Raw genomic sequence first — 23,223 nt, 5'->3', positions numbered from 1 at the left:
GTCTTTTCTTGTGTCCGGCGCCCTCCATCTTTGTGGTAACTCCCGACTTGCAAGGGCCGTCGCGTGAAAAACGGTCCGCGACCGGTCAGATCAAAGCACTGAGAAGGCGAAACCATGAGCGGTCCGATCGTGCTGACGTTCAACCCCGGCTCTTCCACCATCAAGCTTGCCTTGTTCGCGATCGGGACGCACGGGCCGCGGCCCCTGGCCAGGGGAGTGGTCGATCTGCGGCACCTGCCCCTGACGCTGCGTGTCGAGGAGGAAACCAGCGCGTTCGACGTCGTGTTGAAGGCAACGGTGAGCGACGATCTCCACGCTTTGATCGATGAAATTCTGGCGTGGATCGAGAACCATTTCTCCGTGAACGAACTTTGCGCGGTCGGCCATCGGGTGGTGCATGGCGGCGACCGTTTTGACGGGCCGGCCTTGGTCAGCGACGACGTGTTGGCCGCGATCGAAGCTTTGGTGCCATTGGCGCCGCTCCACCAGCCTCAAAGCATTCGCCTGATCCGGGCCGTCAGCCACTTGCGGCCGGGGTTACGCCAGGTCGCGTCCTTCGACACCGCCTTCCATCGCAGCCAGAGCGATCTGGTCCGCCGCTTTGCCCTCCCGCGCGAGCTGTTCGACCAGGGCATCAAGCACTACGGCTTCCATGGCCTCTCCTACAAATTTATCGCTTCCAGGATACAGGAGCTTGCACCCGATACCGCCGCCGGACGCGTCATCGTCGCGCATCTCGGCAGCGGCGCGAGCCTGTGCGGGCTCGCCGCGGGCATCAGCCGCGACACCAGCATGAGTTTTTCGACGCTCGATGGCATTCCGATGGCAACGCGCTGCGGCGCACTGGACCCTGGCGTCATCATCCACCTCCTGAAGCAGCGCGGTCTGAGCGTCGCGGATATCGAGGACATGCTCTATCACCGTTCCGGCCTGCTGGGCATTTCGGGTATCAGCGCCGACAGCCGCGACCTGATCTCAAGCAAGGATCCGAGAGCACGCGAAGCGCTTGATCTATTCGCCTTTCGCATTGCGCGGGAAACGGCGGCCATCACCGTAGCGCTGGGCGGGCTCGACGGCATCGTCTTCACCGCCGGCATCGGTGAGCATCAGCCGGAGATCCGTGCAGCCATCTGCAAGCACCTGGGATGGCTCGGCATGGTCATCGATGCCGCGGCGAATGCGCGGAACGCCACGCGGATCGAGGCAGCAGACAGCAAGGTCGTCGTCATGGTCGTTGCGACCGATGAGGAACAGGTGATCGCGCAAGAGGCCCTGTCCATCATCTGAGGGCCGACACACCCGCCGCGCGCCGCAGGGCTTGGGCCGGCGGACGCAACCTATTGGAGCGCGGACGCTTGTTGTTGATCGGGATCAATGTGAAGCGATAATGCCCGCCGCAATGTCGGTCCGATCGAACCGCTCGCGAACTGAACCGGCGGCGCGCAATTGACAACCAGAGACGGGAACATTTCCCATGGACGCGACTGAACGGGACACCGTGCCGACAAGACAGGCCCTGCCGCCGGACGAATTGAAGCTCATGCACGCATGGTGGCGCGCGGCGAATTATCTGTCCGTCGGTCAGGTTTATCTGCTTGCCAATCCCATCTTGCGAGAACCACTCAAGATCGAGCACGTCAAGCCGCGCCTTCTCGGCCACTGGGGCACCACGCCCGGATTGAATTTTGTCTACGTGCATCTCAATCGCATCATCCGGACCAGGGGCACCAAAGTGCTTTTCGTTGCCGGACCGGGGCACGGAGCTCCGGGTGTCGTGGCCAATACCTATCTGGAAGGCACCTATAGCGAGCTCTATCCCGACATATCTCGCGATGAGGAAGGACTCTGTCGGCTGTTTCGCCAGTTCTCTTTCCCTGGTGGCATACCCAGCCATGCCGCGCCGGAAACGCCCGGCTCAATTCACGAGGGTGGCGAACTCGGCTATTCGCTGGCGCATGCCTACGGCGCGGTGCTCGACAATCCCGACCTCGTCGTCGCGTGCGTGATCGGCGACGGCGAAGCCGAAACCGGGCCGCTGGCGACGTCGTGGCACGCCAACAAATTTCTTAACCCCGCGGCCGATGGCGCCGTTCTGCCGATCCTGCATCTGAACGGCTACAAGATCGCGAACCCCACGGTGCTGGCGCGCATCCCGCCCGAGGAACTGGAGGCGCTGTTGCGCGGCTACGGCTATGCGCCCCTGTTCGTGGAGGGTGATGAGCCCCAGCTAATGCATCAGAAAATGGCCGGTGCGCTGGAAGAGGCTTTCGCACGCATCGAAGCTATCCAATCGGCCGCGCGCGGAGACGGTCAGGCCCAGCGGCCTCAGTGGCCAATGATTGTGCTGCGCAGCCCGAAGGGTTGGACCGGCCCGAAGACGGTCGATGGGCTCAAGGCCGAGGGTTTCTGGCGCTCGCATCAGGTGCCTTTCAGCGACATGACCAAGCCCGGTCATCTGCAACTTCTGGACGATTGGCTGCGAAGCTACAAGCCCGAGGAACTGTTCGATGAGGCGGGTGCTCTGCGCACCGAGATCGCCGCGCTCGCCCCAGCGGGCGAGCAGCGCATGAGCGCCAATCCACATGCCAATGGCGGAGCGCTGATGCGTCCGCTGCGGCTGCCCGCATTCGAGTCCTACGCCATTCCCGTCGCGCACCCCGGAGAAGCCAATGCGGAGGCGACCCGGATCATGGGCACGTTCCTGCGTGACGTGATGCGTGAGAACCGGGCAAGCCGGAACTTTCGCGTCTTCGGTCCGGACGAGACCGCGTCAAACCGGTTGCAAGCGCTGTTCGAGGTCACGGACAGGGCCTGGGATGCACGGACCATTCCGGAAGACGACCATCTGGCGCCGACTGGCCGCGTGATGGAAATCCTCAGTGAGCATCTGTGCCAGGGCTGGCTTGAGGGCTACCTGCTAACTGGTCGTCACGGCCTGCTTTCCTGTTACGAAGCGTTCATCCACATCGTCGATTCCATGTTCAATCAGCACGCGAAGTGGCTCAAGACTTCGCGGGACGTTGCCTGGCGGCGCCCGATTGCATCGCTGAACTATCTGCTGACATCCCATGTCTGGCAGCAGGATCACAACGGTTTCAGCCATCAGGATCCCGGCTTCATCGACCATGTCGCGAACAAGAAGGCCGATATCGTCCGCATCTACCTGCCGCCGGACGCCAATACGCTGCTTTACGTCACCGACCACTGCCTCCGAAGCTGGGGGCGGATCAATGTCATCGTCGCGGGAAAGGCCCCTGCCCCACAATGGCTCGACATGGACGCGGCGATCAAACACTGCACCCAGGGCGTCGGTATATGGGAATGGGCCAGCAACGACCGGGGCGGTGAGCCCGATGTCGTTCTAGCCTGCGCCGGCGATGTGCCTACCCTAGAGACCCTCGCGGCGGTGGATCTGCTGCGCCACTACCTTCCGGAATTGAAGGTGCGGGTGATCAACGTGGTGGACTTGATGACGCTGCAGCCAAACACGGCTCATCCGCACGGCTTGAGCGATGGTGACTTCGACGCGCTGTTCACGAAGGACAAACCCGTGGTCTTCGCCTATCACGGCTATCCGACGCTGATCCACCGGCTGGCCTACAAGCGCACCAACCACCAGAACATCCATGTGCGCGGCTATCAGGAGGAAGGGTCGACGACGACCACGTTCGACATGGTGGTTCGCAACAAGCTCGACCGCTTCCATCTCGCTGCCGACGTCATCGACCTCGTGCCAGGGCTGGGCGCAAGCGCCGTCTACGTCAAGCAGGCCATGCGCGACAAGCTCGTCGAACACGAACGCTACATTCGCGCCCACGGCATCGACATGCCCGAGATCCGCGAATGGCGCTGGACCGTCGGGGTTTGAACGGGGCAACGCCGTTGGCCGAGGCACGAAATCCTTGCCGGTTAGCCCCGCGCGCCTCTCGATGAACTGACGCTGGCCCACGCGAACCACGTCCTACAGACCCTACATGCAACCGTTGCAGGGTCCCGCACCTCTCAACAGGTGCAGCGGATCGCGGAAGGTGCGGGCATGCAGTTGTTGCAATGCCGTCCACCCTTGGCAATCAATCATCAGCCGAGAAAGCGCCATCAGGGTGATTGTGGCAGTCTGTTACCCGTCGGCGTCTTGTTGGATCGCGTTCTATGGGAATGATGCTTCTCGTGATCGAAGAACCAGCGCTTGGTCACCTCCGAGGCCAACAGATAGAGCGCGGTGATGGCGACGAGCCCGAAAAGCACGGGCAGCGGCAGCGGCACGAAGCCGAAGTACGCGGCGAAGGGCACGTAGGGTATGGCGATCGCGATAACCGCGACAGCCAATGTAAGCCATGCAAGCAGGGGGCTGGGACGGCTCGTCCAGAACGCCTTGTGCGTGCGCACGATGAGCACGATGGCGAGTTCCGTCAGCAGTGACTCGACGAACCATGCGGTCTGGAAGGCGGCCGCCGTCGCATGTGCAAAAAACACCAGGAAACCGAAGGTTGCAAAGTCGAATAGCGAGCTGACCAAGCCAAAGCCGATCATGAATCGCCTGACGAAGCCAATGTCCCAGCGCCGCGGCCGGCGCAACTGGTCTGGATCGACATTATCGCTGGCAATAGCCAGCGAGGGAATGTCCGACAGGAAATTGTTGAGCAGGATCTGCGTCGCCAGCAACGGCAGGAACGGCAGGAACAGCGAGGCGGCGGCCATGCTGATCATGTTGCCGAAATTGGCGCTGGTGGTAATGGAGATATATTTCATCGTGTTGGCGAAGGTCTTGCGGCCGTCGTCGACGCCGCGCACGAGTACGCCCAAATCCTGCCTGAGAAGAATGATGTCGGCAGCCTCGCGTGCGACATCAACCGCGGTGTCGACCGAGATACCGATGTCAGCTTCGTGCAGGGCCGGCGCATCGTTGATGCCGTCTCCCATATAGCCGATGACATGGCCTCGGCTTCGGAATGCTTCGACAATGCGTTCTTTTTGATTGGGGTCGATTTCGACAAACAGGTCGGTGTGTTGCGCGGCTGCGAAGAGAGCGCCTTTTGTCAGCTTCGACAGATCCTCGCCAGTCATGATCCTGTCGGCGCGCAAGCCAACCGCCGTGGCGAGATGCGCGGTGACATATCGGTTGTCGCCCGAAATGACCTTTACGGCGATACCCCTGTGGGCAAGCGCGGAAAGCGCCTCCTTGATCCCCTGCTTCGGCGGGTCGAGGAAGAGCAGGAAACCGGCAAAGGCGAGACCGGTCTCGTCCTTCCTGGAGATGGCCCCCCGGCTTTCGAAACGGCGGATAGCCATACCCAGGACCCGATAGCCGTCGGCACTCCAGCGTCTAAATTTCTCGTCGATCGCGGCACGATGCGTGCCATCCAGGGGTTTCAGCCCATTCGCAGTTCGAAGGTAGCTGCAGACTTCGAGGACATTTTGCACCGCACCCTTGGTGATCAGCAGGTCTTCGGCATCGCTGTGGTGGACAACAACGGACAGCCGCTTGCGGATGAAATCGTAGGGAATCTCATCGACCTTCGTGAAGGACTTCAATGTTGCACCGTCGTCGCCCTGGGCACCGGCTATCGCTTCGTCCAGTGGGTTCTTCAACCCGGTCTGCAAGGTCGCATTGAGCCGTGCCCAAAGCAGGATATCCGTCGATGGATTGCCATCGACATCGAGCCACCCATCGAGGTGGATGACACCTTCGGTCAGCGTTCCCGTCTTGTCTGTGCAAAGCAGGTCCATGCTGCCCAAATTCTCGATGGCATCGAGCCGGCGCACGATGACGCCGTTGGCCGCCATGGCGCGGGCACCTCGAGCCAGCGTCACGCTGATGATGGCTGGAAGCAGTTCCGGCGTGAGACCCACCGCCAGCGCCAGTGAGAACAGCAGCGATTCAATCAGCGGCCGATGGAGCAGGAGATTGGCGAAGAACACGATGATGACGATCACCAGCATGATCTCCGTCATCAGGTAGCCAAAGCGTCTGATACCCTTGGCAAACCCCGTCTCGGGGATACGTCGCTCGAGGGCCGCGGCGATAGACGCGAACTCGGTGCGTTCACCGGTTGTCGCCGCCAGCACGGTAGCGGTACCGCTGCGGACCGACGTGCCGGTGAAGACAGCATTGCTGCGCTGCGCGACGGAAGCTTCTGGCGCCGATCGACCCGGTGTTTTCACAACCGGAAACGTCTCACCGGTCAGCACCGCCTCGCTGACATTGAAATCGCGCGCATCCAGAATGATACCGTCCGCGGGAATGAGGTTTCCGGCCGAGAGCCGGATCACGTCCCCAGGCACGATGTCTTCGGCATTGATCGCGCATTCGGCACCGTCGCGCAGGACGATAGCCTTGTGTGAAACACGCTGTTTCAGTGCTTCTGTCGCCCGCGACGCGCCGTATTCCTGGGTGAAGCTCAGGACGCAGCTCGCCAGCACGATCGCGCCGATGATCGCGGCCTCCTGGCCCTCACCAACGAAAGCCGACACGCCGGCCGCAAAAATGAGGATCAGGACCAGTGGACTGCGGAATTGCCGGACGAATACGGTCAAAGCCGATGTGCCGGACCGAGCCTCCGGCGTGTTTCGGCCGAATTTTGCAAGCCTTGATGCGGCCTCGGAGGCGGCGAGCCCCGAGCCCGACGTATCGAGACGTTTCAGGAGGTCGTTGGCCTCGATCGACCAATAGGCATCTTTGTCAGGAATTCCCGCCGATGCAGGGACGGGTTGCATCGCAATTCCTGTTTGCCCGTCCTGTCGCGGTGGCTGTTCGACATCGCCCGGCACAGTACGAGACACCATCAATGCGACACGAAGCGGTTGATGCCGCTTTCCTCGACCAGAGAGCGCGAGACGCAGCCAAAGGTTGCCATATCGACGTCGGCGGCGACATGCGCGCCGCTTGCAGCCAACTCGCCCGCAAGAGCGGCGCCGGTTCCCGATCCGACCCCTGCCGCGATCGCGGTCTTATCGTTGAAATCCTTCATCATCTCGCTCCGTCGAGGAGTTGCCATTCTAGGCTCGCCGCGAGATGGGGACTTGATCGCCGTCAAATGCCGCCCGATTGTGCACGAAACCACCAGTCAGGTGCGGCCAGGTGCCTGGTCGGTGGCGTCCGTCACGGCTGCTGCACGCTGGTTATGTAGGCGATGATCGCATCGATCTGGTCGGGGCTGGCAACCCATTCAGGCATGTCGGGATGACCGGTCGAAATGCCTTCCGCAAGTGCTTCCTCCAAATCCGTCAGCGGATAGCGCTTTGACAGGGTGCGAAAGGCGGGAGCGTCCGGATGGCTGCTCTTGTCGGTTTTTCCAATGGCGTGGCAGCGGGCGCAATTGAACTCCACCAAGGCCTTGCCGCGCTCCGTTAAGCTGTCGGCCAGCGCCGGCAGCGCGGGCACAACCAGCGAGAGGGCGAGGACAAGGGTCCGCAAGGAATGATGTCGGACGTTGCTATCTTCGATGGAAGCGTTCATTGCGGCAATCTGCGCTCATGGCCGTCCCCTGCCTTGATTTCCATCAATCGGCCTTGGCATGCCATGCCGACGCAATGTCGGCGACCAGCGTTCGGCGCGATGCACTTTCCCATTGTGGTGAGAGACTTCTGACATAGAGAACCAGGTCGAGATTTGATTTTCCAACAGCGGCCCAGGCAACGGCCTCGTCGGGCAAAGTGGTCTGACGACCGTAGAGGCGACGGGCAGGCAGACCGGCTTCCGGCATCACGTGATTGATCAGTTCTGTACAGTAGAGCCGCTCCGAACTTGCGTTATCGAAATGGAAATCGAAGCGCTGGCCTATATGCTCGACGAGCCCAGCGATTACTTCCCTGCGCCGTCGATTGCTCCTCAGATGTGGCCGCAGGACCACCACCCGATCGGCATTGAGCACGACACGCACCGGCGACAGATGAATCCCGTCCTGATCGGCTTCAATCATCATCGCGCCTGCCCGTATGCGCTCCTGGTACGGCACAATGCGTGGATCATCCCAGGCGCCCATTTGGCGCAGTTCCGTCTCGGTGCCGAGATAGACGGCGGCATGGCCAAAAAGCCCGGGGATGGTGTGGCCAGACATTCGGCCTTTTGAACTCAAAACAAGGATGTCGAGGGGTTTCAGCACACTCAGAATTGTCTTCTGGGCCATGCTGTTGGCGAGATAACCCTGCCTCCAGACAACATGCGCAATCGTGCGCCCGACAAGCGGCGCCGCCGGTTCGACCAGATCCACCAACCAAGCCGGATATTTCTCGGCGTTGAGGCAGCACTGCGACAGGTTGCCGGCGAATGTGGCTGCGCCCATGGAAGTGGGTTTCTCCTGCTGGTGGATACATCCCGCAAGTGCAATGGTCACCAGCAGCAGCACATAGCCGCGAACTGTCCTCGCAAGAGTGTCCCTCATCTCGCAGCCAATCTGGATCAGGCGTTGATTTCGTTTTCGGGGGGATCAAGGCTAGCCTGAAGCAGCCAGCCGCCGGCGCTGAAAAGCGCCAGCATGAATTACTTAAGTCAATTCAGGCCTTTCCTGCCGGGCAGGTCGAGATTCGGAGCAGTGTGTAGAGGGGGCAGGTTCCGAACAATCCCGTGAGCAGTGGAACCAAGCCCACGAGCAGACCATAGCGTCAGGCAGCGCCCGGATAGATGAAGAAAAGCGAAAGCAGCGCGAGTCCGACGATCACGCGTACAACGCGATCGACAAAGCCGACATTCATCTTGAGCATGCTGATTCTCCAGGCATTTCGTGGATTTGCGGCGGTCTGCCGATAACACCATCCCAACACTTTGCCGCTTGAGAGGGCATTGATCGGCGTCAAGCCGTCTTCGCCGTATCAGGGCTCAAGCACGTATGTTCCAGGAGCCGCACAGACCGGTGGGTAACGCTCGGTGCCTCCGCCTGGGGGCTGCGGCGGAATAACAGCGCCGGAATGGAGAGCCAGCCAGTCCGCCCATTCCCGCCACCACGAACCATCGACGGTGGCGGCGGATGCCGACCAGGTTTCGGGATCCGGATGAGGTTGCCCGCTCACATGCTGCAGCCGCTTGTAGCTCCGGCCTCGGTGACCCGGCTCCGACACGACGCCGGCATTGTGGCCACCGCTCGTCAGGATGAAGTCGATATCCGTGTCGAGCAGGTGCGTCAGCTTGAAAACGGAACGCCACGGCGCCACGTGGTCGGTCACCGTTCCCAGTGCGAACACCGGAACCTTGATGTCCTCGACATGGACCGGCCGGCCATCGACTTGGAAACGGCCTTGCGAGAGATCATTGCCGAGGTAGAGCTGGCGCAGATATTCTGACTGCATCCGGTATGGCATGCGGGTCGCGTCGGCGTTCCATGCCATCAGGTCCGACATTGGCGGGCGTTCGCCGAGCAGGTATTCGCGCACGATGCGTGACCATATCAAATCCTGGGAGCGCAGCATCTGAAAGGCGCCCGCCATGCGCCGCTGATCGAGAAAGCCCTCGCTCCACATCTGATCCTCGAGCATGGACACCTGGCTCTCATCGATAAACAGGCCGAGTTCGCCTGGTTCGTCGAAATCGATCTGGGCTGCTATCAGCGAAAGCGACTTCAGCCGGTCGTCGCCGTCGCGCGCCATCGCCGATGCCGCGATCGAAAGCAGCGTTCCACCCAGGCAGTAACCCACCGCGTGCACCTTCGCGCCACTGGTGATATCGCAGACCGCATCAATCGCCGCCATGACGCCATGCCGGCGGTAGTGGTCGATCGACCACTCCCGCTGTTCGCGCCCGGGATTGCGCCACGAAATACAGAACACCGTGAAACCCTGGGCGACCAGATAGCGGATGAGCGAATTGTGCGGCGACAGATCGAGGATGTAGTATTTCATGATCCAGGCCGGCACGATGAGGATCGGCTCCGACTTCACCGTTTCCGTGACCGGCCGGTACTGAATCAGTTCGATGAACTCATTGCGATACACGACGTCGCCGGGCGTCGCCGCCACTTCCATGCCTGGCCGGAAATGATCCGTGCCGGCCGCCGGGCGGCCTGCCGACTGCCGCGCCAGGTCCTCGGCCAGATTCGCCAGCCCGGCCCAGAGGTTCGAACCGCCCTCGCCTATTGTCTTCGACAGAACTTCGGGGTTGCTGCCGATGAAATTCGACGGCGACAGCATGTCGAGGAATTGCCGGCTGTAGAACTCGACCAGTCGTTCGTGCTTTGCCGAAACGCCGTGCACGTCGCTGGTCGCGTTATGCCACCATTGCTGCCATAGCAGGAAGGATTGCTGGTAAGCGCTGAACGGAAAAACCTGCCAGCCTGAATGGCCAAAGCGCCGGTCCTGTGGCAGGGGTGAAATGCAAGGTTGGGAAAGCCCCTTCCTTTCGATGCAACTGGCCAAGAATGTCGCCAGGCGAGCCGATTTTTCGATCGCCTTTCCACAAAGCTCGTATTGCTTGCCCGGCGAGATAGCCAGATGCAGGCCCCAGTCCTGAAAGGCCTGCAGAAGGCTGATCGGTGAAATGCCGGAACTCGCCTGCGCCATCCCCGCGTGAACGAGACGGTCCACCTGGCGAAACGTGTCGTCCAGGCTCTCGGGTGCTGCACTCTGGCCGGGTGCTGCATGAACAGGCTTCAATGCGACATCACCGTCCGAGGCAGCAGGGACGGAATCCGGGGATCGCCTTCGAGTTTCACTGCGGGTCGCCATCGAACGGTCTCCAGATCCAATCGGGCAGTCGAGCCAGCCGACGCGGGAGGACCAAACCGTCCTGCCCGCCGGTTGAGCTTTGCGATCTATCCAACTGTTGTCGCTGCCATATCCTCGATCGCGGTCTCGGCTTCCTTGCGCACGCGCCGGGCTGTTTCCGAAGTGAGTTTCGAGGTCAACGCCGCGACCTTTCCGGCTTCCGTGGCGTATTCCGATGTCGCGTTCTGCAGGAAGTTCGAAAAAACGTCGAACGCGTCGTTGAACTCGGAACCGGCGACCAGATCCTCGGCCAGTTTAACGTCCTGCTCGTAACGATGTTTCAAAAACGCGAGTGTTTCGATCTGATAACGCATCATCGTTTTGAAAGCGTGCGCCTGCAGGGATGCTGCAGCGAGGATCAACTTTTGGCCATTTTCCAACATCGGCAGGGGCTGCATGCCGAATTGCGACGGCTCGGAATGAGTTTGCATGATCGGTGCTCCATTGTGAGGCAGTCGCAAACAAGACGTCTGCAGGAAAACACCTACCGCCATTGGCCACGGTGTCGTTGATCAGGATCAACATGTGCATGACGTTTTCCGCACTGACTGGCCTCGAACTGAGAGAATGCGTGCCAGCGTGTTGAGAAGGCCAATTGATCCGGCGCAATGCGCAGACGTTCGCGAAGTTCGAAAATGATGTGGTTCTTCACAAGGGAGCACGTCATGAGCCACATGTCCCACACCTCCTTCGCCAGCTTCACCCACGCCGCCCAGCAGGCGCAGCAATGGGTCAACGAACTCGCGACGGATCTTTGCTGGAGTGAGCCGAGCGCATACCGGCTCCTCAAGACCGTTCTCCACACAGTGCGCGACTGGTTGTCGCCGGCCGAAATGGCCGATCTTTCGGCGCAGCTGCCGGTCTTGATCCGCGGCGTCTTTTTCGAAGGCTGGAGCCCAACCACTACGAACGCGTGCGAGCGCAAGAAGCGCGATTTCATCATCCGTGTCGAAGCCAGTTTCGGTTGCGATGACGAAGTCGATTTCGATGTCGCCATCAGGGCTGTGTTCAAGCTGCTCGATCGCCACATTTCACATGGTGAGATCATCCAGGTGCGAAACGCGATGAAGAAGTCTCTTCGTGAACTCTGGCCGGTGGATTGACCGATGTTCCGCGACCGCAAGGAGGCTGGAGAAAGGCTCGGCCTCGAATTGGCCGGGCTCGGCCTTTACCAGCCAATTGTGCTGGCGCTGCCGCGCGGTGGGGTTCCCGTCGCCGCTGAAGTCGCCAAAGCGCTCGGAGCGCCACTCGACCTGCTCATCGTCCGCAAGGTCGGTGCCCCGGGCAATCCGGAATTGGCCGTTGCCGCTGTCGTGGACGGCAATCCGCCCGACGTCGTGCTCAACCGGGAGATCGTCGAGGCCTATTCGCTCGACGATGCCGATCTTGTCGCGCTGGTGGCTCTCGAACGCCCCGAACTCGAACGTCGACGCATCGCCTACAAGGGCAATCGCAAGTCGTTGTCAGTCGCCGGGAAGACCGTGATCCTTGTCGACGACGGCGCCGCGACCGGCACGACGATGAAGGTTGCTATCCGCGCGCTGCGGCATCGCGCGCCCATGGAGATTGTCGTGGCTGTGCCTGTTTCTCCACCGGATACCGTGGCCGAACTGGCTCAGGAAGCGGATCGCGTGGTATGCCTTAGCCAGCCTGGGCGGTTCCGTGCGTTGGGTTATCACTATCTGCGGTTTCCGCAGCTCTCCGACGGCGAAGTGATCGCCGCCATGGACGAAGCTGCCCAGTTGCACAAGATACGGCGGCGCGACGTCGCTGGCGATGGCTCAACGGCCGAGAAGAACAGGAGATCGCATTGATGCTGGTCCGTACGCTTTCCGTGCTGGAATCCACCAAACTGCTGTCGGCCAACCGCCTCGGCCACCTGGCATGTGCGAAGGACGGCCAGCCCTACGTCGTGCCTCTGCACTATGCCCATTCCGACAATCACCTCTATGCGTTCTCCTTGCCGGGCAAGAAGATCGACTGGATGCGGGCCAATCCGCTTGTGTCCGTCCAGGTTGGCGAACGCGGCCAGGGACGAGGATGGAGAAGCGTGGTTGTCGATGGCCGCTATGAAGAACTGCCCGACCGTATCGGCCACAAGCTTCAGCGCGATCATGCTTGGTCGGTCCTGAGCCAGCACGCCGACTGGTGGGAACCTGGAGCGATCAAGCCGGCCATTCCCCTGGTTGCCGACAGCGTCCCGCACGTTTTCTTCCGGATATCGATCGAGCAGGTGTCCGGACGCGAAGCGACCGAGTGAGCCGCGCATCGCCAGCATGCAGCCGGCCGACCGTGACCAGGCAAGATAGGTTGCTGCGTCTGCTCCGGGTTCCGCACGGTGATAGTGTTCGCTTTCGATCGGATCGACCATGGCCAGGCGCGCCTCATCAGCGCGTTTCAGAATAGGGCCGCCCGCGCCTTCTCGGGAGCCTCCGGTGCGCTCATTGCGCTGAATCAAACACGCTTTCGCGGCTGCATTTGATCCGCATCAACGTGCTCGCCGGGCGTGGCTGTAGGTTTCAGCCAATGAACCGATGGAGACGCAAGTGAGACTCCTGATCGCCGCGGTTTTCGCAGGCTTGGCCCTCAATCCGGCAACCGCTCAGGAACTGGGCAACGGTAAGGCGGAATACATGAACTCCTGTGCCGTCTGTCATGGCCCCGAAGGCAAGGGCGATGGCCCCTTGGGCGATGAGTTGTTGAAGCGCCCCGCCGACCTGACGCGTCTCTCCAGGCGAAATGGGGGCGAATTTCCCTACTGGCGGGTTTTTGCCATGATCGACGGCCGCGCCATGGTGCCGGCGCATGGCGAGCGCGACATGCCGGTCTGGGGACGCCAGTTCCTTCCCGGTGACGTGAAGAAATATGGCCTGAACGCCGGGGAAATCGTCGCCAGGGAACGGATCCATGATCTGGCCGGTTATGTCGAGACATTGCAGCAATGAGAGCACATGGCGGAAACGATGTCCGCAAGACACAGGCATCGAGGAGGCGGTCCATGATCGTTGATGACCAGCGAGCGGCCGTCGCGTTTCTGCTTGATCCTGCCTCATACGCCGCGACGGGGCCGGTCGAGGCGATAGAGACCCATATTTCACGGATTTTTTTGACTGGCGAACGCGCCTACAAGATGAAGCGGGCAGTGAAGCTGCCCTATGTCGACTTCTCGACGCCGGCACTGAGGCTGGCCGCTTGCGAGAAAGAGGTGGAACTCAACTCGAGGACCGCACCCGGCCTTTATCTGGGTGTGCGTCGCATCACACGCGAGGCCGATGGCAAACTGGCCTTTGATGGCACCGGCGAGATGGTCGACGCTGCGATCGAGATGGTCCGCTTCGATCAGTCGAGGCTTCTCGATCGGATGGCAACCGCCGGAGAATTGACGCCGGCACTGATGACCGCCGTCGCACGCATGATCGTGGGATATCACCGTGCCGCACCGACAGTCCACGATGGCAGCGGATCGTCCAACATCGCGGCTGTGCTCGACATCAACGAGGCCGGCTTTGCCATCAGCCATGTTTTCACGAAGGCAGAGGTCAAGGCCTTGGCCGAGGTCTTCCGCACCGCCCTCGCCCGGCATTCCGGATTGCTCGACCGACGCGAAGCCGCGGGCAAGATCCGTCGGTGCCATGGTGATCTGCACCTGCGCAACATCTGCCTTTTCGACGGCGAACCGCGCCTCTTTGATTGCATCGAATTCAACGACCAGATCGCCAGCATCGACGTGCTCTACGATCTTTCCTTTCTGCTGATGGATCTTTGGCATCGGGGCTTTCCCCAACTCGCCAATCTCGTGATGAACCGCTATCTCGATGAGGCCGATGACGAGGATGGCTTTGCCCTGCTGCCCTTCTTCATGGCGGTCCGGGCCGCGGTGCGCGCCCACGTCACCGCAACGCAGGTCGAGGAAGGCAGTGCCGATTCCGACAAGTTGGTTGCCCAGGCGAGATCCTATTTCGAACTTGCTCGAACATTTCTCCAGCAAACCTCGCCGTGTCTCGTTGCCGTCGGCGGCCTGAGTGGTTCCGGCAAGACGACAGTGGCAGAAGCGCTTGCCGCCCAGGTCGGAGCGCCGCCCGGCGCCCGCATTGTCGAAAGCGACCGCATCCGCAAGGCCATGCATGGGGTGCCCGCGGAGACGAGGCTGCCGGACCGGGCCTATCGGCCGGAGGTCTCCGACCGCGTCTACCGTGAAATGGCATGGCGCACCGGCTTGATCCTTTCCGAGGGCGGCTCGGTTGTCGCCGATGCCGTTTTCGACAGGCCGGCGGATCGGGAGCGGATCGAGAAGGCGGCGCGCGACCGGGGTATCACATTCTCCGGATTCTGGCTGGAAGCGGATCCGCTTGTGCTTTGGCAACGGGTCAGTGAACGCAAGGGCGGCCCTTCGGACGCCACCATCGACATCCTCTCGCGACAGTTGCAGCGCAATGCCACGCAGGTTGGCTGGCGCAAGATCAACGCCGATCGAAAGCTCGCCGACATCGTCGCGGAATTGAAAAGCTTTTCCGAGAGCGATACTTCCAAGACCCTGCGCACAGCCTCCTGACTGGCACGGCAGGCAGGTCACCGCAACGGAGTTCGAGCCTTGCCTCGACGAGGCCGGGCTCGTCTGGAAGATACCCTATCGAGAAGCCGAACTCGCGGCACATCGCCAGCATTTTCGCGTTCTCGCTGAGCACAATGCCTTCGATCCGACCGATCCCATCGGCCTTTGCATAATCGACGATCTGCCGGAGCAATTCCCAACCAAGGCCATGGCCCTGCAAGTCCGTCCGCACCAGCAATGCGTATTCGGCGCTAACGTGGTCCGGGTCGCAGGACAGCCGGCTGATACCGGCCAGTGCGCCAGTGCTCGCCTCCAGAGCGACGAAAGCCATGTTGCGGTCGTAGTCGAGCTGAGTAAGCCGCTTCAACATCTGGTCGGAGAAACTCTTGCGTGGCGACAGGAAACGCAGGCGCAGATCGTCCGGTGAAATCCTGGCGAGGAATTCGGGATAGAGCGCGACGTCGGCCGGTTTGATCGGCCGGATGTGATAGCGCGCGCCGCCTGCCGCAAAGTCCCTGGTCCAGCCTGTCGGGTAAGGCCTGATGGCAAGCTCCAGGTTCGGCCCTGGTTCCTCCACGCGTTCCGGTTCGATCTCGATACGAGCATCCAGTGCGATCACGCCGGCGGTGTCGGCGAGCAACGGATTGATGTCCATTGAAACGAGGCAGGGAAAGTCTACGACCATCTGCGACAGACCGTTGAGCGCCGCGACGATCGCCTGCCGATCCGCGGGTTTCCGATCGCGGAAACCGGCGAGCAGGCGGCCGATCCGCGTTTGCCCGATCAGGTCACCGGCAAGAACGTCGTCGAGCGGCGGCAACGCGATTGCGGTATCGTCCATCACCTCAACGGCGACACCCCCCGCCCCGAACAGGAGAACCGGACCGAAAATCGGGTCGCGGCTGACACCAAGGATCAGTTCCTGCGCCTGTTTTCGCACCACCATCGGCTGGACGGCGTAGCCCTCGATATCGGCCTGAGGGTCGTGCTTGCGCAATCGAGCCTCGATTAAGCGCGCGGCTTCCCCGGCTGCAGCGCTACTGGTAATGCCGAGCACCACCCCGCCAATGTCCGACTTGTGCGAGATCGCCTTTGACAGCAGCTTGACGACGACTTGCTCGGACGTCCCGAGCAGCCGGCCGGCCGCCGCCTCCGCTTCGGCGGGGGATCTGGCGATGATCGTCTCGGGTACTGGAATGCCGTAAGCGGAAATCGCCGCCTTGGCTTCAGGCTCGGTGAGCATTCGCCGACCTTCCTTCGCGACCTGCCTGAATATCGCAAGCACTGCTTCCCGGTCGCTCGTGGCGTCCTCGTCGCGGCTCGACGGCGTGCGCAGCAGGGCCCGTTGGGCGCGCGACCAGTCGCTGAGGTAGGAGACGGCGGTCGCTGCGTCGGCGGGCGTCTCGAAGCTGGCAATGCCGGCATCCTGAAGAACACGTCGCCCTTCTCGCGCTGTGTGTTCGCCAAGCCAGCAGGTCAGGACCGGTTTGCCGCCGATCTTGCCGTCCCGCGCGAGCGTCGTCACGGCGCTTGCCGCGGCGAGCGGCGAGCCGAGCCCTGTCGGGCAGTTCATGACCAGGACAACATCGGTCCCGGCATCGGCCGCGATAGCGTCGACCGCGGCCCGGTAGCGCTCGGGCGGAGCGTCGCCAATGATGTCGACTGGATTGGCGTGGGACCAGGTGGCCGGCAGGACGGCGTCCAGGCGGGCTATCGTTTCCGGCGAGAGCTCTGCCAGTTCCCCGTTGCAGTCGATGAGTTGATCGACGGCAAGCACGCCGGCGCCGCCGCCATTGGTGACAATGCCGAGGCGGGCTCGTTCCAGCGGGGCGAAACGGGCGGTCGTTTCAACCGCATCGAACAATTCGGCCAGACCTTTGACGCGCAGGATGCCCGCGCGCAGCAATGCCGCATCGACGACACGATCCGCACCGGATAGCGCGCCGGTGTGGGTCGCGGCCGCTTTGGCCGATTGCTCGTGCCGGCCTGACTTGATCGCGATCACCGGCTTGAGGCGCGCGGCCGCGCGCGCCGCCGACATGAACTTGCGTGGATTGGGAATGGTTTCGAGATACATCACGATGGCGCGGGTGTGCATATCGCCCGCCAGCATGTCGAGACAATCTCCCACGTCGACGTCCGCCATGTCGCCGAGAGAGACTATCTGCGAGAAGCCGACATTGTTATTGCCGGCCCAGTCGATCAACGACGTGGCGATGGCGCCGGATTGCGACAGCAGCGCTATGTTGCCGGGCTTGGCGGCCATATGCGCAAATCCGGCGTTGAGTTTCACGGGCGGGATCATCAGTCCGACCGTGTTCGGCCCGATGATCCTGAAAAGAGTGGGCTTGGCGGCATCAAGCATCGCCTGGCGCAAGCCGTTTTCGCGCGTCAGCCCGGCAGTGATGACAACCGCCGCCCGCGTACCCTTTTCAGCAAGGTCGCGCACGATCGCGGGAACAGTCTCAGGCGGCGTGACGATGACACCAAGGTCCGGAACACCGGGAAGGTCGGCCGCCTTGGCATAGCATCGCCGACCGGCGACCTCGGAGTATTTCTGGTTGACCGGCCAGATCTCGCCCGCGAAGCCTCCGTTGACGATGTTGTCGAAGACGACACGGCCGACGGCGCCATCACGCACCGATGCGCCAAAGACGGCAACCGATTTCGGGGCGAACGCAAATTCGAGATTTCGGATCGTCACCCCTGTGCCTCCAGTTCGCGGCGATAGTCGCCAATCGACCTTGCCTGTTCATTGCGTTGGATCAAAGCTTTCTCAGGGGATCGCGACTAACTGTCTCATAAGTTCGGGGCGGCCGTTGGTGCGAGCGGCCACGATCACGATTGGAGAGCTGATGAGCTACTATTTCAGCAAGACCGTCGATATGCCGTTCGCCACGGCAATCAACCATGTGACCAACAAGCTCGCGAACAAGGGTTTTGGCGTCCTGACGTCGATCGATGTGCAGCAGGTGATGAAGGCCAAGCTCGGCGCCGATTTCAAACCCTATGTGATCCTTGGCGCGTGCAATCCGCATTTCGCGTGGCGTGCGCTTCAGGCCGAGGACAAGATCGGAACCATGCTGCCTTGCAATGTCATCGTCACGGAGATCTCCCCAGGAAAGGTGGAGGTCGCGGCAGTCGATCCTGTGGCCTCGATGGGTGCTATCGACAATCCCGGACTGGCCGGCATCGCGAACGACGTGCGACGTCTGCTGGAAGAGATGGTCAGCGAACTCTAGCGCCGATTGGCCCGATCGGAATCGGGAGAGACCTCATGAACGAGTCCGGCCTCAGACGCGCGTTGCTGGCCATTGCGGTATTGGGCCTGGCCTTGGGTATCGGAGTTTGGCGAACCGGCCTTGGTCCCGTTGGGGCAGATACGATCTGGGCGGTCGCGACCTTGCCAGTGGTGGCCGCGCTCGCCATCTCGATATTACGCGATTTCTGGATCGGCCGCTTCGGCGTCGATGCAATCGCGCTGGTGTCGATGTCCGCCGCGCTGTTGCTTGGCCAGCCGCTGGCCGCTGTGGTGGTCGCGATCATGTATGCCGGCGGCACGGTGCTCGAGGATTTTGCCCGCGGCCGCGCCGAGCGGAACCTCAAGGCACTCACCGACCGGTCGCCGCGTGTCGCGCATCGCAAGTCGGCACATGGAACCGAAATGATCCCCATCGGAGAGGTCGCTGTCGGTGACGCTCTCCTGGTGCGTGCTGGCGAACTGCTCCCGGTCGACGGTATCCTGCTCGACGCTTCGGCCTCGCTCGACGAGTCAGCGGTCTCCGGCGAGCCATTGCCGGTGCTGCGCGGCGCTGGCGAGACGCTACGCAGCGGCACCGTCAATTCTGGCGAGACCTTCAGCATGCGGGCTTCCGCCCTGGCGGAGCAGAGCACGTATGCAGCGATCGTGCGCATGGTCGCGGCGGCGCAGACCGTCAAAGCGCCTTTTATTCGCATGGCCGACCGCTTCGCCCTGTTCCTGTTGCCAGCCACCTTGCTTGTTTCCGGCATCGCATGGTTCATCTCCGGCGATCCGATCCGGGCGCTTGCCGTGCTGGTTGTCGCAACGCCCTGCCCGCTCATTCTCGCCGCGCCCGTTGCCTTCATTGGCGGTGTGTCGCGCGCCGCGCGCGGTGGCATCCTGATGAAAGGCTCAGCCGCGCTGGAGGCCCTTGCGCAGGTTCGGACCGCGATCTTCGACAAGACCGGCACCTTGACCATCGGTGGCGCCGAGCTCATCGAGATCGAAGCGGCGCCTGGCCGCGGCACCGACCATCTGCTGCGGCTGTTGGCATCCTTGGAGCAGGCCTCGCACCATGTGCTTGCCGACTCGATCATCCGGGCGGCGCGGGGCCGGCAGCTGGTGCTTTCGCATCCACATGATGTCCACGAACATCGCGGCGCGGGCATCAAGGGCCGGGTCGAGAACATGTCGATCGCCGCGGGATCGCGGGCTTTCGCGCTCGCCGACAAACCCCTGCCGAACTGGGCGAAAAATGGTGAAGGTCGATATCGGGACGAACCGGTGTTGAGGGTTTTCGTTACGCTCGGCAAACACCTTGCCGGCGTTTTCACGTTCGGCGATGCACTGCGTACCGACGCACAAGACGCGCTCGCCAATCTGCGCTCGGCCGGCATCACCCGCATGGTCATGCTGACAGGTGATGATGGCGCGGCGGCAAAGCGTATTTCTTCCATGCTGGATCTGGATGTCATCGTCGCCGATGCTGTTCCCGCCGACAAAGTCGCGACGGTCGAGGCCGAGAAGGCAACGGCGCCAACAATGATGGTCGGCGACGGCATCAACGATGCGCCCGCCCTCGCCGCCGCGACGGTCGGCATCGCCATGGGCGCGCGCGGGGCGACGGCCTCCTCCGAGGCGGCGGATGTCATTGTTCTCGCCGACCGGCTGCAGCCTGTTGCCGAGGCGGTGCGGATCGCCCAACGCACGCGCGCGATCGCCCTGCAGAGCATCGTTGTCGGGCTCGCGCTCTCGGCCATAGCGATGGTCGCGGCGGCCATGGGGCAGATCACGCCGGTCGCGGGCGCGTTGCTTCAGGAGGGGATAGACGTGGCGGTTATCCTCAACGCGCTGCGTACCCTTGGCGATGGACGTCTCGGGCGCGCATAGTAGGCGACCGCAAATCGGGGAATGGCCATGGCACAGCAGAATCTGGTGGTTTGCAGCAAATGCGGCGGGGTCAACCGCCTGCCGCCGGACCGCGATGCCGGGGAGGCCAAATGCGGAAAGTGCGGGACCAGATTGTTTTCTGGGCACCCCCAGGACGTCGACGCGGCGATATTCGATCGGCAGATCACGCGCAGCGGTGTCCCCGTTGTCGTCGACGTCTGGGCACCATGGTGCGGTCCGTGCAAGATGATGGCGCCGGCATATGAGGCGGCGGCGAACGAACTGGAGCCGCTTGTTCGCCTGATCAAGCTCAATTCCGACAACGAGCAGGCTGTGGCGACAAGGCTCGGCATTCGCGGCATCCCGACGATGATCCTCTTTCATGGTGGGCGCGAAATCGCGCGCGCATCCGGCGCAATGTCGGCGAGCCAGATCGTCAGGTGGGTTCGCGACCGCCTGCCGACGGTCGCCGCCTGAAAGCTGTCGCACCATGGATCCGCTCATCGCCCGGCTCGGACTGGCCCTGGCCATTGGCCTGCTCGTCGGATTGGAGCGCGGCTGGCGTGAGCGGGATGCGCCCGATCGCAGCCGCACGGCCGGCATTCGCACCTTTGGCATATCCGGCCTGCTCGGCGGGATTCTGGCCGCACTCGCCGAAGCGCTCGATGCGGTATCGGTGCTGGTCGGCGGGTTCATCGCCTTCGCGGTGATCTTCGCTTGGTACAAGGCGCGCGAGGCTGCCCATGACGAGGATTTCAGCGTCACGAGCGTGATTGCCGGCCTTGGTGTCTTCGCACTTGGCGCGCTTTCCGTCGCCGGGGATTACAGAGCGGCGGCTGCCGGTGGGGCGGCACTGGCAGCAATTCTTGCCAGTCGCGAAATCTTGCACGGCCTGTTGCGGCAACTGACATGGGTCGAACTGCGATCGGCGCTGATCCTGGCGGCGATGACGGCGATCGTGCTGCCCTTGCTGCCGAACCGAACGTTGGACCCCTGGGGCGGTTTCAATCCTTGGGAGGTCTGGTTTCTCACGGTGCTGATGGCCTCGATATCGTTCGCCGGCTATGTCGCTGTCCGAGTGCTTGGCGCCAAGCGCGGCCTGCTCGTCAGTTCGCTTGCCGGTGCACTGGTCTCTTCCACCGCCGTAACCATGGCGCTCGCCCGCAACGCCGCATCGGCAAGCAATCCACTGCCGCTCGCAGGCGCGGCATCGCTGGCGGCAATGGTTTCGGTGCTGCGCGTTTGTGTCGTGGTTCTGATCATCGAGCCAAGCGTGTTCGCTTCCGTCGGCGTCCCGGCGATCGCCGCGGCGCTCGCCTTCGCTGCCTGCGGAACATTGCTTTTGGCTCGCGACAGCGGGAACCGCGAAGGCGGCACGATCGCGCGCAATCCATTCGAACTTGGCCCCTTGCTCCTCTTCGCCTTGCTCTTTGCTGTCGTGGCGACCGCAAGTGCCGCGCTGGCCGCTGAATTCGGCGGGCGCGGCTTGCTGGCGAGTTCGGCATTTGCAGCCACGTTCGATGTCGATGTCTCGGTGCTCGGCGCATTGCGCCTCGTCAAGCACTCGGTCCCCCTCGGCACGGTGGGCCAAGCGGTGCTGGCGGCGCTGGCAGCAAATGCGGTCGGCCGCCTGCTGCTCGCGATCTCCGCCGGTCCGGTCAGGTTCTGGTTGCCATTGGCCGGCGCAACCCTGATTGCCGCGACCGTGGGCACCTGCGCCATGCTGTTGACCAGCCTTTGATGGAAGCGCGCTTCTCGAGCCTCCTTTGATGCGGATCAAGGGCCAAGGCCCACCACCGTTCTATGGAATTCCATGAAAGGAGTTCTCCATGACTGACTTGAAGGACCTTACCCCGAAATTCCGCAATGTCCGGCTGCTGCTCGCCCGCGAGAAAGGCCATCCGGAAGGCGACCGTGAAGAGGGCTATGACGTGCTTGCTCCGCTAACCGGCGAAGGCCGGATCGATGCCGAGGAATGGAAGTCGCACAAAGCCTCCTGCCGCGTGCGCCGGTTTCGCACCGGCGAAGACGATCTGATCGGCCGGCTCCGCCGCAAGCCCGGCGGACAGTGGTATTTCGACTACGCCGAAGGCGATCGTGACGACGAGATCGGCTTTCATCTCGGCGAAGAACGGTTCGTGACCGGTGAGTATGTGTCGATAGAGCGCAACGGCGCCATGCATACCTACCAGGTGGCACGGGTCGAACGGCCTTGATGCCTCGGGGCCAAACTCCTTGGACGTGAACCATGCCGCGGCGCATCCTCATTGTGCTCGGTCATCCCGACCCGTCCCCGGACCGGCTCTGCCGCGGTCTTGCCCAGGCCTATGGCGAGGGCGCGGAAAAGGCAGGGCACGCTGTCCGCCGGGTCGATCTGGCGGCGCTTGATTTTCCCATGCTGCGGACAATGCAGGCGTTCGAACACGGGTCGGTTCCAGACGAGCTGAAGGACGCGGCCGAGGCCATCGTCTGGGCCGAGCACATCGTCTTTGTCTTTCCGCTGTGGCTCGGGACGATGCCGGCCATGCTCAAGGCATTTCTGGAACAGGTCATGCGACCGGGAACGGCCTTTGCCTATCCGGACAAGGGCGGCGGCTTCACCAAGACATTACTTCGTGGCCGCTCGGCGCGCGTCGTGGTGACGATGGGCATGCCGTCCGTTGTTTACCGGCTATGGTTCCTCGGACATGGTCTCGCCGGCATGCGGCGAAGCATCCTCCATTTTGTCGGCATCAGTCCGGTGCGCGAGACTTTGTTCGGCATGGTCGCCGCCGCCAGCGACTCAACCCGCGCGAAGTGGATCCGGCAAATGCGTGGACTGGGCGAACGGGCCAGATAACGCTCGTTG

Annotated in this window: 20 protein-coding genes and 1 pseudogene; 13 read left to right on the top strand and 8 right to left on the bottom strand. The window is 62.3% G+C overall.

What is annotated here, in order from left to right; all coding sequences use genetic code 11:
• The first annotated feature begins 114 nt into the window (after positions 1-114).
• Positions 115-1,287 (top strand): acetate/propionate family kinase, encoded by a 1,173-nt coding sequence (locus tag AC56QP_RS00705; protein ID WP_489861298.1) that lies wholly within the window; start codon positions 115-117, stop codon positions 1,285-1,287.
• A 253-nt stretch (positions 1,288-1,540) separates the two neighbouring features.
• Positions 1,541-3,868, top strand: coding sequence for a phosphoketolase family protein (locus tag AC56QP_RS00700; protein ID WP_489863432.1), 2,328 nt, complete (start codon positions 1,541-1,543; stop codon positions 3,866-3,868).
• A 227-nt stretch (positions 3,869-4,095) separates the two neighbouring features.
• Here AC56QP_RS00700 and mgtA read toward each other — a convergent pair whose 3' ends face one another.
• From mgtA to AC56QP_RS00665, 7 genes and pseudogenes are all read right to left on the bottom strand, one after another.
• Entirely contained in the window at positions 4,096-6,714 is a 2,619-nt protein-coding gene (mgtA, locus tag AC56QP_RS00695) for a magnesium-translocating P-type ATPase (RefSeq protein ID WP_489861299.1), read from the bottom strand.
• Between the two features lie 68 nt (positions 6,715-6,782).
• On the bottom strand, positions 6,783-6,968 hold the full coding sequence (locus AC56QP_RS00690) for a hypothetical protein (RefSeq protein WP_489861300.1): 186 nt from the start codon (positions 6,966-6,968) through the stop codon (positions 6,783-6,785).
• Between the two features lie 131 nt (positions 6,969-7,099).
• Entirely contained in the window at positions 7,100-7,456 is a 357-nt protein-coding gene (locus AC56QP_RS00685; RefSeq protein ID WP_489861301.1) for a c-type cytochrome, read from the bottom strand.
• A gap of 43 nt (positions 7,457-7,499) precedes the next feature.
• Positions 7,500-8,345, bottom strand: coding sequence for a YiiX/YebB-like N1pC/P60 family cysteine hydrolase (locus AC56QP_RS00680; protein WP_489861302.1), 846 nt, complete (start codon positions 8,343-8,345; stop codon positions 7,500-7,502).
• A 148-nt stretch (positions 8,346-8,493) separates the two neighbouring features.
• Positions 8,494-8,760 (bottom strand): annotated as a pseudogene (locus AC56QP_RS00675) (YgaP family membrane protein).
• A gap of 48 nt (positions 8,761-8,808) precedes the next feature.
• Positions 8,809-10,581, bottom strand: a complete 1,773-nt coding sequence (locus tag AC56QP_RS00670; protein WP_489861303.1) for a PHA/PHB synthase family protein — start codon at positions 10,579-10,581, stop codon at positions 8,809-8,811.
• 158 nt (positions 10,582-10,739) lie between these two features.
• Positions 10,740-11,123, bottom strand: a complete 384-nt coding sequence (locus AC56QP_RS00665) for a phasin family protein (RefSeq protein ID WP_489861304.1) — start codon at positions 11,121-11,123, stop codon at positions 10,740-10,742.
• A gap of 234 nt (positions 11,124-11,357) precedes the next feature.
• Between AC56QP_RS00665 and AC56QP_RS00660 the strand changes: the two genes are divergently transcribed.
• The 5 genes from AC56QP_RS00660 (at position 11,358) to AC56QP_RS00640 (ending at position 15,244) form a co-directional block, all read left to right on the top strand.
• The gene (locus AC56QP_RS00660) at positions 11,358-11,795 is read left to right on the top strand and encodes a DUF2267 domain-containing protein (protein WP_489861305.1); all 438 of its coding nucleotides are present in this window, start codon (positions 11,358-11,360) and stop codon (positions 11,793-11,795) included.
• A gap of 3 nt (positions 11,796-11,798) precedes the next feature.
• Positions 11,799-12,506 (top strand): phosphoribosyltransferase, encoded by a 708-nt coding sequence (locus AC56QP_RS00655; protein WP_489861306.1) that lies wholly within the window; start codon positions 11,799-11,801, stop codon positions 12,504-12,506.
• Positions 12,506-12,952: a pyridoxamine 5'-phosphate oxidase family protein gene (locus AC56QP_RS00650; protein ID WP_489861307.1), complete on the top strand. Its 447-nt coding sequence runs from the start codon at positions 12,506-12,508 to the stop codon at positions 12,950-12,952. The genes AC56QP_RS00655 and AC56QP_RS00650 overlap by 1 nt, the downstream gene beginning before the upstream one ends.
• A 286-nt stretch (positions 12,953-13,238) precedes the next feature.
• Positions 13,239-13,637 (top strand): c-type cytochrome, encoded by a 399-nt coding sequence (locus AC56QP_RS00645; RefSeq protein ID WP_489861308.1) that lies wholly within the window; start codon positions 13,239-13,241, stop codon positions 13,635-13,637.
• 53 nt (positions 13,638-13,690) lie between these two features.
• Complete coding sequence (locus AC56QP_RS00640) at positions 13,691-15,244, top strand: bifunctional aminoglycoside phosphotransferase/ATP-binding protein (protein ID WP_489861309.1); 1,554 nt, start codon at positions 13,691-13,693, stop codon at positions 15,242-15,244.
• On the opposite strand, the gene AC56QP_RS00635 is transcribed toward AC56QP_RS00640, so the two are convergent.
• Positions 15,153-17,948: a bifunctional acetate--CoA ligase family protein/GNAT family N-acetyltransferase gene (locus AC56QP_RS00635; RefSeq protein WP_489861310.1), complete on the bottom strand. Its 2,796-nt coding sequence runs from the start codon at positions 17,946-17,948 to the stop codon at positions 15,153-15,155. The genes AC56QP_RS00640 and AC56QP_RS00635 overlap by 92 nt on opposite strands.
• Before the next feature lie 151 nt (positions 17,949-18,099).
• Between AC56QP_RS00635 and AC56QP_RS00630 the strand changes: the two genes are divergently transcribed.
• The 6 genes from AC56QP_RS00630 (at position 18,100) to AC56QP_RS00605 (ending at position 23,214) form a co-directional block, all read left to right on the top strand.
• Positions 18,100-18,486: a DUF302 domain-containing protein gene (locus AC56QP_RS00630; protein WP_489861311.1), complete on the top strand. Its 387-nt coding sequence runs from the start codon at positions 18,100-18,102 to the stop codon at positions 18,484-18,486.
• 35 nt (positions 18,487-18,521) lie between these two features.
• Positions 18,522-20,375, top strand: a complete 1,854-nt coding sequence (locus AC56QP_RS00625; RefSeq protein WP_489861312.1) for a heavy metal translocating P-type ATPase — start codon at positions 18,522-18,524, stop codon at positions 20,373-20,375.
• Between the two features lie 27 nt (positions 20,376-20,402).
• Complete coding sequence (gene trxC, locus AC56QP_RS00620; protein WP_489861313.1) at positions 20,403-20,852, top strand: thioredoxin TrxC; 450 nt, start codon at positions 20,403-20,405, stop codon at positions 20,850-20,852.
• 13 nt (positions 20,853-20,865) lie between these two features.
• Positions 20,866-22,116, top strand: a complete 1,251-nt coding sequence (locus tag AC56QP_RS00615; protein WP_489861314.1) for an MgtC/SapB family protein — start codon at positions 20,866-20,868, stop codon at positions 22,114-22,116.
• An 88-nt stretch (positions 22,117-22,204) separates the two neighbouring features.
• A complete protein-coding gene (locus AC56QP_RS00610; RefSeq protein WP_091586139.1) occupies positions 22,205-22,591 on the top strand; it encodes a hypothetical protein in 387 nt (128 codons plus the stop codon).
• Positions 22,592-22,623: 32 nt separating this feature from the next.
• On the top strand, positions 22,624-23,214 hold the full coding sequence (locus AC56QP_RS00605) for an NAD(P)H-dependent oxidoreductase (RefSeq protein WP_489861315.1): 591 nt from the start codon (positions 22,624-22,626) through the stop codon (positions 23,212-23,214).
• Positions 23,215-23,223 lie beyond the last annotated feature (9 nt).

The organism is Mesorhizobium sp. RCAM 05104 (assembly GCF_059683645.1).
This window is presented reverse-complemented; position numbering and strand designations above follow the sequence as displayed.

Coding starts and splice junctions, on each gene's coding strand:
- AC56QP_RS00665 (WP_489861304.1), bottom strand. CDS start 11,123: ATGCAAACTCATTCCGAGCCGTCGCAATTCGGCATGCAGCCCCTGCCG.
- AC56QP_RS00685 (WP_489861301.1), bottom strand. CDS start 7,456: ATGAACGCTTCCATCGAAGATAGCAACGTCCGACATCATTCCTTGCGG.
- AC56QP_RS00605 (WP_489861315.1), top strand. CDS start 22,624: ATGCCGCGGCGCATCCTCATTGTGCTCGGTCATCCCGACCCGTCCCCG.
- AC56QP_RS00655 (WP_489861306.1), top strand. CDS start 11,799: ATGTTCCGCGACCGCAAGGAGGCTGGAGAAAGGCTCGGCCTCGAATTG.
- trxC (WP_489861313.1), top strand. CDS start 20,403: ATGGCACAGCAGAATCTGGTGGTTTGCAGCAAATGCGGCGGGGTCAAC.
- AC56QP_RS00650 (WP_489861307.1), top strand. CDS start 12,506: ATGCTGGTCCGTACGCTTTCCGTGCTGGAATCCACCAAACTGCTGTCG.
- AC56QP_RS00690 (WP_489861300.1), bottom strand. CDS start 6,968: ATGAAGGATTTCAACGATAAGACCGCGATCGCGGCAGGGGTCGGATCG.
- mgtA (WP_489861299.1), bottom strand. CDS start 6,714: ATGCAACCCGTCCCTGCATCGGCGGGAATTCCTGACAAAGATGCCTAT.
- AC56QP_RS00630 (WP_489861311.1), top strand. CDS start 18,100: ATGAGCTACTATTTCAGCAAGACCGTCGATATGCCGTTCGCCACGGCA.
- AC56QP_RS00705 (WP_489861298.1), top strand. CDS start 115: ATGAGCGGTCCGATCGTGCTGACGTTCAACCCCGGCTCTTCCACCATC.
- AC56QP_RS00610 (WP_091586139.1), top strand. CDS start 22,205: ATGACTGACTTGAAGGACCTTACCCCGAAATTCCGCAATGTCCGGCTG.
- AC56QP_RS00615 (WP_489861314.1), top strand. CDS start 20,866: ATGGATCCGCTCATCGCCCGGCTCGGACTGGCCCTGGCCATTGGCCTG.
- AC56QP_RS00640 (WP_489861309.1), top strand. CDS start 13,691: ATGATCGTTGATGACCAGCGAGCGGCCGTCGCGTTTCTGCTTGATCCT.
- AC56QP_RS00660 (WP_489861305.1), top strand. CDS start 11,358: ATGAGCCACATGTCCCACACCTCCTTCGCCAGCTTCACCCACGCCGCC.
- AC56QP_RS00625 (WP_489861312.1), top strand. CDS start 18,522: ATGAACGAGTCCGGCCTCAGACGCGCGTTGCTGGCCATTGCGGTATTG.
- AC56QP_RS00700 (WP_489863432.1), top strand. CDS start 1,541: ATGCACGCATGGTGGCGCGCGGCGAATTATCTGTCCGTCGGTCAGGTT.